This window comes from Bacteroidota bacterium (assembly GCA_039111535.1).
Classification (GTDB): Bacteria; Bacteroidota; Rhodothermia; order Rhodothermales; family JAHQVL01; genus JBCCIM01.
The window spans coordinates 46,504-59,648 of record JBCCIM010000015.1; the positions used below are offsets into that span (position 1 = coordinate 46,504).

Annotated in this window: 12 protein-coding genes; all 12 read left to right on the top strand. The window is 50.4% G+C overall.

All coding sequences use genetic code 11. The features are described from left to right. Positions 1 to 108 precede the first annotated feature (108 nt). The 12 genes from AAF564_04330 (at position 109) to AAF564_04385 (ending at position 12,842) form a co-directional block, all read left to right on the top strand. Positions 109 to 2,358, top strand: a complete 2,250-nt coding sequence (locus AAF564_04330) for a TonB-dependent receptor (protein MEM8484748.1) — start codon at positions 109 to 111, stop codon at positions 2,356 to 2,358. A 77-nt stretch (positions 2,359 to 2,435) separates the two neighbouring features. Continuing rightward, positions 2,436 to 2,711, top strand: a complete 276-nt coding sequence (locus AAF564_04335; GenBank protein MEM8484749.1) for a hypothetical protein — start codon at positions 2,436 to 2,438, stop codon at positions 2,709 to 2,711. After that, positions 2,711 to 2,947: a hypothetical protein gene (locus tag AAF564_04340; protein ID MEM8484750.1), complete on the top strand. Its 237-nt coding sequence runs from the start codon at positions 2,711 to 2,713 to the stop codon at positions 2,945 to 2,947. Before AAF564_04335 ends, AAF564_04340 begins: the two co-directional genes overlap by 1 nt. A 53-nt stretch (positions 2,948 to 3,000) precedes the next feature. Further along, positions 3,001 to 3,771, top strand: a complete 771-nt coding sequence (locus AAF564_04345; GenBank protein MEM8484751.1) for a tetratricopeptide repeat protein — start codon at positions 3,001 to 3,003, stop codon at positions 3,769 to 3,771. Between the two features lie 138 nt (positions 3,772 to 3,909). Further along, positions 3,910 to 5,001 carry a histidine kinase gene (locus AAF564_04350; protein ID MEM8484752.1) on the top strand — a complete coding sequence of 364 codons (1,092 nt, stop codon included), beginning with the start codon at positions 3,910 to 3,912 and terminating at the stop codon, positions 4,999 to 5,001. Positions 5,002 to 5,005: 4 nt separating this feature from the next. Next, a complete protein-coding gene (locus tag AAF564_04355) occupies positions 5,006 to 5,746 on the top strand; it encodes a LytTR family DNA-binding domain-containing protein (GenBank protein ID MEM8484753.1) in 741 nt (246 codons plus the stop codon). Between the two features lie 288 nt (positions 5,747 to 6,034). Then, a complete protein-coding gene (locus AAF564_04360) occupies positions 6,035 to 7,942 on the top strand; it encodes a sodium:proton antiporter (protein ID MEM8484754.1) in 1,908 nt (635 codons plus the stop codon). Positions 7,943 to 8,006: 64 nt separating this feature from the next. Continuing rightward, positions 8,007 to 8,885, top strand: coding sequence for a shikimate dehydrogenase (locus tag AAF564_04365; GenBank protein MEM8484755.1), 879 nt, complete (start codon positions 8,007 to 8,009; stop codon positions 8,883 to 8,885). Between the two features lie 128 nt (positions 8,886 to 9,013). Continuing rightward, positions 9,014 to 9,946, top strand: a complete 933-nt coding sequence (locus AAF564_04370; GenBank protein ID MEM8484756.1) for an HDOD domain-containing protein — start codon at positions 9,014 to 9,016, stop codon at positions 9,944 to 9,946. 64 nt (positions 9,947 to 10,010) lie between these two features. Beyond that, positions 10,011 to 10,751, top strand: a complete 741-nt coding sequence (gene pgeF, locus AAF564_04375) for a peptidoglycan editing factor PgeF (protein MEM8484757.1) — start codon at positions 10,011 to 10,013, stop codon at positions 10,749 to 10,751. 195 nt (positions 10,752 to 10,946) lie between these two features. Further along, complete coding sequence (locus AAF564_04380; protein ID MEM8484758.1) at positions 10,947 to 11,816, top strand: MBL fold metallo-hydrolase; 870 nt, start codon at positions 10,947 to 10,949, stop codon at positions 11,814 to 11,816. Positions 11,817 to 11,849: 33 nt separating this feature from the next. Then, entirely contained in the window at positions 11,850 to 12,842 is a 993-nt protein-coding gene (locus AAF564_04385; protein MEM8484759.1) for an alpha/beta fold hydrolase, read from the top strand. The last annotated feature ends 303 nt before the right edge of the window (positions 12,843 to 13,145 follow it).

Here is a 13,145-nt window from a genome sequence, read left to right on the forward strand (position 1 = left end):
CGTCATTCATCGATTGCTCCCGTCACTCGTCGAAACAAGCACATCTATCCTGATCATATCACCGTACGGGTTCTTAAAATTGATCTTGTCAATTAACCCGCACCTGTTATGTTTAGCTTTCTACGGTATCGAATTACATACTGGCTTTTTGCGCTATTGGGGCTATTGGGACCATTAGATGCGTTTGCGCAACAGCCTGCGATTGTAGAAGGGCGTGTGGTTTCAGCTTCGGGTGAGGCCATGGCTTATGTGAACGTGCAGTTGCAAGGCACAATCGACGGTGCTGCCAGCAACCTCGATGGCAGGTTTTCCTTCTCTACACAAAAAACAGGCGCGCAGACGGTTCGAGCCTCCATGATAGGATTTGAGCCGGCCCTTGCAGTAATCACGCTTGCGCCTGGTGATACCGTATCGCTTGACCTGGTCCTCAAAGAAACGCTGATTTCTTTGGAAGAAGCCGTTGTGACGGCCAGCGCATTTTCCACGGGGGATGCTGAAGCCGTTACCTTGCAATCGCTAGAAGTTGTAACCACACCCGGTGCCGCGGCAGATATCTTCCTTGCAATCAAGACGTTTCCTGGCGTAGCCATGGTTGATGAAGGCGCCGGCCTCTTTGTACGGGGCGGTGATGTTAGTGAAACGGTGTTGCTGCTGGATCAAGCGACGGTCGCCCATCCCTATAAACACGAAACGCCAACCGGTGGAGTATTTGGGACAATCCCGCCGTTCCTGGTTGGCGGTACTTTCTTTTCTTCAGGCGGTTTTTCTGCCAAATACGGCAATGCCCTTTCTGGTGTGTTGTCCATGGAAAGCCTGGACTTGCCACAGCAGGCATCGTATACAGCCAATCTGGGGTTGGCAGCAGCATCCATTGGGGCCGATGTACCACTTATCCCCGGCAAGCTTGGCGTACGGGTGAGCGGTAATCAGAGTTTTACAAAAATGATGATGGAGGTCAACGGGTTTGCGGATGAATTCTCCCTTACTCCGAGGGGCACAGATGTAAACCTTAGCGTGATCTATAACTACTCCACTACAGGCCGGCTCAAGTTTTTTAACTATACCAACCACGACCGCGTTGGCGTCTTTGTAGATGAACCATCTTTTGATGGGGTATTCGAAGGCAACACGGCCAATTGGCTCCACAACGTACAATGGTCAGACATTTTTTCGGATTGGCTGGTTTCTTCCAGTTTCTCCGTCAATCGATACAATACGCACCAGCAACTGGGCGTGCTCGATCTCAAGCCAAGCGATGTCTCTGCTAAACTGCGTACCGATCTGGAAAAAGAAATAAGCGACGACTACCGGATATTTCTCGGCGCTGAGTATGAGCAGGTGAATAATAACATCGAGGGCAGCGTGCCACAGTACACCGATATTCTGGATCCCGAAGCTGCCGTTTCGCAACTGGATGAATCATACCGAGGTAGCCGGGCTGGTACGTACGCTGAGATGGAGTTTAAAGCGACCCGGCACATTGCGGCGCGCGTTGGGCTACGGGCCGACTATTTTGGATTACCGAATGCCTTTACCCTCGACCCACGGATCTCTTTGCGGTATGCATTCAACAAAGCCACAGATTTTCGCCTGGCGTGGGGGCTTTATCACCAGATATCATCTGCCTATAGCTTCAACGAAACAACCGGCAGTCCATCTCTTATGCCCCAACGCGCGCAGCATTTTATTGCCGGCCTCAACCACGAGCAAGGACAACTCATGATGCGTTTGGAAGGGTATTACAAACCATACGACAATCTCGTCATTGAGCACGGTACACAAAATTTCACCAATGAAGGCAATGGCGATGCGTTTGGCCTGGATGCCTTTATCAAGTACGGAGGATTCCTGCAGACCCGCGCCAATGGCTGGATTTCATACAGCTACCTGGAATCAACACGCAAACAGGCCCGGCAAGTCGGACGTGAAGTTGTCCATCAAACGGGCCCTTCCGGTTTTGACATCACCCACAACCTTACTGTTGTCGGCAAAATGCGCCTGATAGGTTTTCTGAGTGGTGGGGTAACGTATCGCTACGCAACAGGCCGGCCCATTACGCCGGTAATCGACGCCGTGCCGGATGAAAGCGGCGCATTTTACTGGCCCATTGAAGGGGACATAGGTTCTGAGCGACTCCCCTCCTTTCAGCGATTGGATGCAACGGTGAGTTACTATCTACCTTTTGGTACCGGGCACAATGCCACCTTTTACCTTGCCGTGAGCAACCTGCTAAATCGCACAAATGTGCTCGACTATGAATATGCTCCGGACTACAGTACGCGTACACCACGGCGGTCCAATTACCGCAGGTTTCTTTACTTCGGCGTGTCTATCAATTTTAACCGGATCGTCGGGTAAAGAATATGGGGGCAATGATGCCATTGAATTGCTTAATGCGCAGGTACATAAACCAGCTTTGTAAACCGTATAACACCATGAACACTATAAATCGCATGAACACAACGATTCGATCGATGCAAGCAGGATTGCTGGGGCTATTTACCCTGTTTATACTGCCAGGCACGTGTTGGGCGCAAGAGCTGCTTATTGAAAACGCCAAAATACTCGACCCTGCCACCCAGACCGTTACCGAGGGCGTTGTGACCATTGTGGCCGGCAAAATCTACAGCATTGAGGAAGTACATTCATCGCCATTTAATGGACCCGCTATTGACCTGGAGGGCAAGTGGTTGATGCCGGGGTGCAACTGATGATCCCTTCGATTACAAATTTCGACTATCACGCAACGCTGATCATGCCAACCGAAGGCAAGCAGACGCTGCAGTTACCGTTTTCCAGTTTTCGCCAGATGTGGTCGGCACCGGTGCCATGGACGGGCACGGATGTCGTAGCCATCGCGCTCATGGTGAGCAATTTCCAACCGCTCGATTTTGCCTACAACATTGACCACATCGGGTTTTACAAAGCAGAAGACGCACAGGAATAAAGAAGTGGCTGATACGAGGCCATACACGCATCGAAATCTAAAATAGAACGATCATGAAAAAACATTATACCGTATCCGTTTTTACGCTATTGCTGCTGGGCCTCTTTACGCTGCCCGTGCTGGCACAGGATGTCGATGCCTTGCTGCTCGAGGCAAAAGAAAAGCTTGTTGCCGGCGAAAATAGCAATGATCAGAACCAGATCATGGAAGCACGCGCCATGTTTGAGCGGGCAACTGCGGATGAAGGGCGCCGGGCATTGGCGCACTACTACATGGGGCTGGCCGGGTATCGGCTTGCCGGCATGAACCCTGAGAAAGATGCACAACTCAAGCACCTCAACGCCAGCATCAAGCAGCTTGAGAAAGCCATAAAAATAGACGAAGATTTTGTTGAAGGCATTGCCCTGCTCGGGAGTGTTATTGGGTGGAAGTCTGGCCTCAAACCCATGCAGGCCATGTTCCTTGGGCCAAAGGCGACAAAATTGGTTGCCCGGGCGAATGCATTGGCGCCAGACAATCCGCGGGTCAGGCTAGTCTCTGCTATCAGCGACTACAACACACCCAAAATGTTTGGGGGCGATCCAGCGCAAGGAATGCTTGGATTTCAGCAGGCAGCAGACCTGTTTGCCAAAGAAGAAGTTGCGGATCCGGTAATGCCCGATTGGGGGCACGCGGAAGCGTATGCCTGGCTTGGGCAGGGGCATATGGCAAATGGCGCCAGCGAGCAGGCCCGGGCCGCTTTTGAAAAAGCGCTCGAACTGAATCCTGATTATGGATGGGTGAAGCATGTATTGTTGCCCAAAGTTGCTGATGCTTCGCAATAGCAAGTTTTTGACGGGCAGTTGTATAGACGGTGCGTCTGGTTGCCGGCATTGCTGCTGCGGCCAGGCGTACGTCTTTGGTCGTATAATATCAATCTTGGAAATACCTACTTTGACCCGAGACCTCGTATTTGAAACAGTATGCTTAACACGTCGGATATGACCGAATCTGTTGCAATCCCCAAACCGCGTATGACAACCCGCGCGGTTGTGCTTAGTGCTTGTGGATGGATTTTATATGCGCTCTTCTACAGCTTTATGGTGACAGCCAGTGGGCAGCAAACAGAATTTGTTGGTGTATTTATCGGGCAGATGTTTGCTGCAGGCATTATGGGTGTGCTTACCATACCCCCCTGGCTGCTTGTTGTGCGTGAGATGGACGCTTTCCGTTGGCCGGCAAAAATTGCGGCCCATATCGTGATCGCGCCGGTGTTTGCGTGGTTAAGCCTGACGCTGTTTTTATGGCTGATTGGGTACACCACGGGCCCTGATGTGCAGGTCTCTATTCGCAGTGCTTATTCTTTTGTGTTTGGTAGCAACCTTACCGCTTACATGGTTGCGTTTGCATTATATCATGCATTGCGCATTTTGCAGCGCTTACGATTAAAAGAAAAGCAGGCCGCTGAATTGCAGGCCCTCGCGAAAGAAAGTGAGTTGGCAGCACTAAAGGCGCAGATCAATCCACATTTTCTGTTTAATACCCTTAATTCAATGAATGCAATGGTCATGCGCGACCCGGAAGAAACGCGCAACATGATCATTCAACTAGGCGACTTGCTCCGCTATGCGCTCGATAGCTCGCGCAAAGATTTAGTGATGCTCGAAGAAGAGCTGGCTTTTTCGAAAGCGTACCTGGACCTGGAATCGCACCGGTTTGCTGACCGTCTGGCAGTTGCGTTTGAAGTAGCCCCGGGCCTGGAGCGTGTATTGATTCCGCCGATGGTATTGCAGCCGCTGGTGGAAAATGCAATCAAACATAATATAGCTCGCCGCGAAGAAGGCGGTGAAATCACCATTCGCGTTACAGCGACCGCTGAGGAGGTGCAGATTGTTGTGGAAGATGAAGGACGGGGAGAAATGCTCCACCAGGTGGGGAGCAAAAGCGGCATCGGACTTTCAAATACAACAAGCCGGCTCGAAAAACGCCTGGGCCCAGCTGCTGCTCTGCAAACTGAACACCTTGGTCCAATGGGATTTCGCGTATCTTTTTCCGTTCCGCTACAAGTGGCTTGAGTAGATGATAAAAGCAATTATTGTAGATGACGAACCCCTGGCCAGGTCTATCATCCAGGAGTTCATTGACGACTACGAAGACATCGAAGTTATAGCAGAGTGTGCAAATGGCCGCGAGGCACTCAAGTGTATTGATGCCGAAAAACCAGATCTACTTTTTCTTGATATTCAGATGCCCGGCCTGACAGGCTTTGATGTCATCGAGCAACTCACCTACTTGCCCCAGATCATCTTTTCTACCGCCAATGATGCGTTTGCCATAGACGCTTTCGAAACGGGTGCAATAGATTACCTGCTAAAGCCTTATAATAAGGCACGATTTGACAGAGCTGTACAACGGGTGCTCAAGCATCAGCATGTAGAGCTTGAGCAGGAGACGATGCGTCATTTTCTTGCCTCCATCAAAGCGCCTGCTTCTTTTGCCAGCCACCTGTTTGTGCGTGTTGCAGAGAAGATTTTTCCTGTTGCCACCAATGACGTGTTGTGGATCGAGGCTGCCGGCGATTATTCAAACCTGCATACCTCGAAAAAAACGTTTGTAAGCGGTCAGGGCATTGGCGCCCTCGAAAAGCGCCTTGATCCGGCATTGTTTGTCAGGGTACATCGTTCTGCCATTGTTGCCTTGTCTGCAATTGCCCATATTGTCAGCGATGGCGAAGGTGGATACCATGTGACCCTGAGAAACAGGGAACGGGTGCGGGTGAGCCGATCGTATGCAGCCCGTGTCCGCGACCGCATTGTTTAGGTTGTGGTTACAAATTGAGGGCTAAAACTACCTGAAATTTGTGTATAGCCGGCGATATGCGTTGTGCTCGGTAGGGTTTTTGTAATGGGAGTAACCACTTCATACAAATCGTGGTAAAATTGTGTAAAGTGCCCGGTAATTAAGTAGGGAATTACCGTGAAGCCGGGCAAAAAGGGAATCTGTCGGTTGAATTTCTTATTTCACAAGGAGAGATTTAAAGGACGCTTACGCAATTTTTTTGTTTTTTATTAATCGATAGCATAGAAGATCATCACCCGGGGGTTCGTTTTGAACGAATATCTACTTCTAGGATTAGCAGCCATTGTTGTATTGGGCATTATTGCCCAGTGGCTATCCTGGCGGTTTAAAATACCTTCTATACTTTTGCTGCTCATTTTCGGCTTTCTTGCCGGCCCTGTAACCGGGCTGCTGAATCCGGATGAGTTGCTTGGCAGCCTGCTTTATCCATTCCTTTCGCTGTGCGTAGGCCTGATCCTGTTTGAAAGCGGACTCCGTTTCAATCTGGCGGATTTTAGGGCTTCTGAAAAAGCTGTGCGAAATCTGACCACCTACGGGGTGGTCATATCGCTGGGTTTGATATCCGCCGCCGCGTTTTACATTATTGGGCTCGACCTGAGCATGGCCGTGCTTTTGGGGGCTATTCTTGTTGTTACCGGGCCCTCTGTGCTTATTCCGCTGCTTCGTCATGTGCGTTCCTCAGGCCGCATTGGCGCAATAGCCAAGTGGGAAGGCACCATGATCGATCCGATTGGTGCAATTATCTCTGTACTTGTGCTCGAAACCGTGATTTTCTTCAATGCGCCTATTGTAGAAGGCCTTGAAGTAAGCAGTATGGGGGAAGCAGTCTTTCATGCGATCGAAGGACTTTGCCTGGTCATTTTTGTCAGCCTGGGCGTGAGTGTGCTGAGTGCGGGATTACTGGTGACGTTGTTCAAGCGCCGGCTCATCCCTGACCACCTTAAAAATGCCGTCGCCCTGATGGTTGTCGTTGGTGTCTTTGCGATCACCGAAATGCTCCGGCAGGAATCAGGATTGCTCGCAACGGGCTTGCTTGCTACACTATTCCTTGGCATCATCATCGCCAATCAACCTTATGTGCCGGCGCGGCGCGTCTTTCTGTTTAAAGAGGAGTTTCGGGTATTTTTGTACGCTGTTGTGTTTATCCTTTTCAGTGCCCGGCTTGAAATTACAGAGCTCGAGTTTATCAACCAGCAAACCCTCATTTTTCTGGTTGTACTGATGCTGGTTATCCGCCCGCTTGTTGTACTGTTTTCGTCGATTGGTGCCAAGCTCAACTGGCGTGAATACGTGTTTTTATCCTGGCTTGGGCCCCGTGGTATCGTGGCTGCTGCCCTTGTTGCTTTGTTCAGTTTCCGGCTCGAAGAAGTGTTTCCGGAGAACAGTGGTGGCCTGGTCCCGATAGTTTTTCTTGTCATTATCGGTACGGTAGCAATCAGCGGTCTTACTGCTACGCCGCTTGCGCAGTTGTTAAAGCTCGCTGAACGCAATCCGCAGGGCAACCTGTTTATTGGAGCCCAGTCGTGGGTGCGTCGCATGGCGAAGGTTATCCAGGAGCAAGGATACAAGGTCATGCTTGTGGATTCCGACCCGCGCAACATCGCGCACGCTGAACAGGCCGGTCTGGATGCAAAGCTTACCCATGTGTTGACCAAAGAAGTGGTTGATGATCTTGAGTTGGGCGAGTTCGGGCGCATGCTGGTGCTGACCCCCAATGAGGAAATCAACGCACTGGCTACCCTGAATTTCCACGAATATTTTGATGGTTCAGAAGTGTATCACCTGCCGGTTCGCGGGCATACCGAACCGCAGAATCCGGAAGAGGTATTGCAGCACGTACAGGGCCGGCATTTATTTGGGGAAGACGTTACCTACGCCTCGCTGAATACCCGTTTTATTAGCGGAGCATCCATCAAAACCGGCAAACTAACGGAAGACTTTACGTTTGAAGACTTTCATATGCGGTATGGCAATAACGCAATTCCCCTTTTCCTCATCAGGAATAATGGTGATTTGCACGTATTTACTGCTGATGATCCTGTAGAACCTGAACCAGGCGAAACCTTGATCGCGCTTATTAACCGCGTCGATAAAATTTCTGAAGAATCAGATGGTTTGTTGGCACTGGGCGATGTGACAATCACGGAGCGGTCATAGACATAAACGTATTGCTGACACTGCGAAAGATGTACAACTGACCCGCTTTCGTTCGCCACATACCATGAAAATAGACGCCCGCACCCGTCTGGTAACTTTGTTGGGTTATTCACTCGGCCATTCTCTGTCGCCGGAAATCCACAATACTGCCTTTCAGTTACAGCAGATCAACATGGCCTATCTGTGCATGGAAGTGCACCCGGACCAGTTGAAACAAGCGCTCGATGGCTTTCGGGCAGCGCGTTTTGTCGGCTCTAATGTTACCATTCCCCATAAGCAGGCAATTCATAAGCTTGTTGACACCCTTTCCGAACAGGCACGTGCTGTTGGTGCTGTGAATACCATTGTTAGCCAGTTTGATGAAAACGGGGAAATAGAAAGTTTGCACGGTGACAACACCGACGTGCGCGGATTCCTTGAACCCCTTGCTCCGTATGCTGGCAAATTGGAAGGCGGTGAAATGGTTGTGTTTGGGGCTGGAGGGGCAGCCCGCGCGGTTGCCTATGGCATTCTTCAGGCCTATCAGCCGGCGCAACTTACCATTGTTGCCCGAAATACGGGTAAAGCAGAGCAACTGGCTAAAGACCTTGCTGCATATGACAATCAACGTGCATTGCAGGTGGTCTCCTTCTCGGAAGCAACAAATGCCGTGCGCAATGGCCGGCTTCTTGTTAATGCAACGCCGGTTGGCATGCATCATGATGCAGATCAGACGCCCTGGCCCGAAGCAAAAGACTTCTCTCGCCATCAGGTAGTCTATGACCTGGTCTACAATCCGGAAAAAACGCGGTTGTTAAATGATGCCGCGCAGCAGGGCGCGCAAACCCTCGGTGGACTCGAAATGCTCATCCAGCAGGCTGCTGCTTCGTACCAGCAGTGGACCCATAAATCAATGCCGCTCGATGCCGTACGCCATGCGGTACGCACAAAGCTCGGGTTATAATTTCGCTTAACCCTTTGCTTAAATAGCCGATACTTTCGGAGAGCCGCAAGTCTATGTGCAATGAGCCAGGGAATTCACCCGGTAGTTGCCTGTAACATCACTTCAATAACGCAAACTCGACCGATCGAATGAAATTAGCCGCATCGGCCAAAGGTACGTCTCTGGGGAATTTTCAGCTTAACTTCCCAACGTTGCCGCATACCTTTTTGCGTGCGATGGAATTGTCGCGGGATGTAGAAAGCATCAACCTGGATGAGGTGGTAAAAGTGGTTCAGAACGACCTCGGTGCCGTTACCAGAATATTGCGTGTTGTAAACTCGGCTTATTATGGTGTACGATCTGAAATCAACAGCATCCGTCGTGCTGTGGTCGTATTGGGGCCGGAAGCAGTCCTGGGCATTGTGATGAGCATGAGTCTTGTTGATTTGCGCTCCAATCTGAATGTGACAACAGCAGTGCCTTTCCTGAATCTCGTACGTCATAGTATTGCAACCGGGTTTATTGCGCGACACTTGAGTTCCAAAGCCTCTTTACCTACAAGCAGTGCCCGCGACAAACAGGAATTGCTCAATGAAGCGTTCACCGCCGGCTTGCTGCATGATTTTGGCAAAATAGTGCTGCTACACAACTTTCCCGATGAAGCAGCCGTGCTTTACGAGAGCCCAATGGATCCTTTGATCAGTGATGAGGAGATACTGGAAAAGGAACGTCAGGTATTTGGTTTTAGCCATGCTGAAACGGGTGGGTTCTTGATGAACCAGCTAAACTTCCCGCCAGCAATCTCTGCGATAGTTGAGCGTCATCACGATCTTGAAGATGTCTCGGAATTGCCAATGTCGATACGGGCCCTACTGTATATCATCGTAATGAGCAACAGGCTGGCCAACACCATGGGATACGATTTTAACCATAAAATTACCGAGCAGGTGTTTGCAGAAGAACCCGTGCTGGATCGTCTTATAGAAGAGGGCGTATTTGACATGGGCAGCAAGGTGATTCTTATTGAAGAAGCGCTGGCCCTGCAGCCGGTTGTCGATGAATATTTGAACGAAGTCACTTGAGAACCTGCAGGGCAGGGGTGAGTACCCACTTTTTGGATTCGACGTATATTTAACAGCCTGGCGCATGCTGTATATCCAGCCAAACACTTTTGCAGAAGAGCCCCATGTGGTAGCCGGTTTTAGCACCCGGCAAGGGGGCGTAAGTGGTCCACCTTTCCATAGCCTGAATCTGGGCCTTAGCACTGCTGATCATAGCGATGACGTACACGAGAACAGAAAACGCCTCTTCGAGCGCGCTGGGTTCTCTGTAGATCAGTTGGCTATTACAGGACAGGTGCATGGAACAGAGGTACTGGATGTAGATGCGCCGGGATTATATGTTGGCTATGATGGCATGGTTACGCGCGCACCCAATTTGCTACTTTGTCTTAGTGCTGCTGATTGTGCTTCGGTCCTGATTGCAGATCCGGTGAATCGTGTGATTGGCGCCTGTCATGCCGGCTGGCGCGGCACCGTTGGCCGCATCACCGTGAAAACTGTCGAGCGTATGCTGGCACATGGTGCTGCATTGGAAAATTTAAAGGCTTACGTAAGTCCGTGTATATCTGCGTCTCAGTTTGAGGTAGGGCCTGAAGTTGCCAGCCAATTTGCGCCGGCGTTTGTATGCAGCATACCCGGCAAAGAAAAACCGCATGTAGACCTGAAGAAAGCGCTGCAATTTCAACTGCTCGAGGTTGGGATTCAGGAAAATGCCATCGAGATTTCACCCCATTGTACCTTTACAGAAACCGACCGCTTCTTTTCTCATCGCGCAGAGCACGGTAAAACAGGGCGCCTTATGGGATTTATTGGTTTGAAAACCTGATCTGCGACCAATTCTGTGTGTTAAAAATCTTCTGCCGATCTATACGGAACGATTATATAAAGCAAGATGTCATGACCTGTAATGCGTTGTTGCAAGGAAAACGGAGCAAATACGCCTGGCATATCCGGGTATGTGCTAACCATTCCACAGGAGACAGCACCTAATTGCATTTGTTGGCGTAGTCAAATCTAACCGTTGAGCGAATCTGGAGAACATATTGTTGTAAAGTTCTGGGGCGTGCGAGGCTCACTGCCTTCTCCTGGTCCTAATACAGTCCGATATGGTGGCAACACACCTTGTGTTAGTGTAGAGGGCGTGAACCAAAATGACCAGTGGTGGACTGTGATGCTTGATGCCGGCACTGGCGCGAAACACCTTGGGCAAGCGTTGCTGGAAAACAACAACGATATCTATTTCTTCCTGACCCACACCCACTGGGATCATATACAGGGGTTTCCTTTCTTCTCGCCAATCTATCAGGCGGACCGCAAAATCTACCTTTCTTATCTTGAAGATCGCCGGGGATTGTTCAAGCTGTTGTTGGAGCAAATGGATGGCCGGCGCTTTCCGATTACGCAAGACCAGATCTTGTCGCTACTCATTAGCATGAATCCGGAAGATGTAGCTGAACGAAGCCGTGAAGGCTATTTTGTCGATCGGCTGCGGGTCAATCACCCTGGTGAAACACATGGCTTCAGGCTCAATTTGCAGAATCGGAAAATTGTCTACATCCCAGACAACGAAATTGACGCGGTAGACGACGTGCACGTGTCATTTGATCGGTTGGTTGCCTTCTGCCGGGAAGCTGATTTACTTATCCATGATGCCCAATATCTGCGAGAAGATATGCCGGCGAAGCGGGGATGGGGCCACAGTGTATCGGAGCGGGTTTGGGAGCTGGCGCATCAGGCGCGCGTCAAGCAGGTGGTGCTTTTTCATCACGACCCTGACCGGACAGACGACGAACTGGATGTTATGCAGGAGCGGGCAAGGGCATGGTTTGCATCAAAAGATGTGAACGTCGTTTGTCATGTGGCGTACGAAGGGCTTACGTTGCGCTTTTGAGCGTACCCCCGTTGTTTGAGCCTACCCCACTGTATGCCTGTATTGCCCACGCCGCGTTATTTACCATCTTGGCCTTTCAGGAATGGCCACGTGCACACCATTTATCCCGCTATCTTTCGCCGAATTGATGACGTGCAGTACCAGCGCGAGCGGATTACACTACCTGATACAGATTTTCTAGATCTGGATTGGTCTAAGCGCGAGGCAACCAACGACCATGATAAGCCGGCACGGGTAGGTATTGTATTGCATGGTTTAGAGGGAAGCGCTGCTGGTGGCTACGTGAAAGGTATGGTTCGGGCAATCAACAAAGCCGGCTGGGATGCCGTTGCCTGTAATTTTCGAGGCTGCAGCGGTGAACCCAATCGATTGTTGCGCTCTTACCATGCCGGCGCAACCGAAGACCTGGCTGCTGTCCTTGAGCATATCATTGCATCGTATGATTATGAGGAAATTGTGCTGGTTGGGTTTAGCCTGGGGGGCAACCTGACCCTGAAGTATTTGGGGGATATGGGTGATGCTTTGCCACCGGCAGTGAAAGCGACGGCGGGGATCTCGGTCCCGTGTGACCTGGCTGCAAGCGTGGATGCCATGTCTACCCTTGCCAACAAAGTTTACATTGCACGATTCATGCGCAACCTGCGAGAGAAGATGCGCGAGAAAGCCGCAGCATTCCCTGGGCAAATTGCTATAGATCGACTCGATGATATCACCACGTTCCAGGAATTTGATGATTTGTATACGGCACCACTGCATGGGTATGCTGATGCAGACGCATACTGGCAGGCGTGTAGCTGCCGGCCTGGCCTCGTAAATATTCAGATTCCGACCCTTATTCTGAATGCTGCAGATGATCCTTTCCTGGGGCCGGCTTGTTTTCCGTTAGACGAGGCGGGACAAAGTGCCAATGTCCACCTTGAGATTCCAGATTATGGGGGGCATGTGGGCTTTATAGACCACCCCAAAGACAGGCGTTATTGGTCAGAACAGCGCGTTGTCTCCTTTTTTGAGCAACATCTAGGCTAAATCTGAAAAATATTAAGCGCAAATCACAATTTTTTTGTAGTTCGTGGGTCCTGAAAATCCCTCCCAATAAGCCAAATGTAAGCATCGGCTAACTATTGTAGGTAAATTGACTTACAGGACATTCGGTAAAGGTGCCTACATCGCTGACAGGGGTTTTTGCGATATATTTAGATAACCTTGGTGTATTTCCACACCTTCCTATCTGTCTTATGCAAATCTACAAGACAGTGACAGAGCGATAGCGTCGCAGTTAGGTCAGGGCTTCCGGGTGGGGGAAGTCGGGCCTAGCTGCGAATTTTTTGG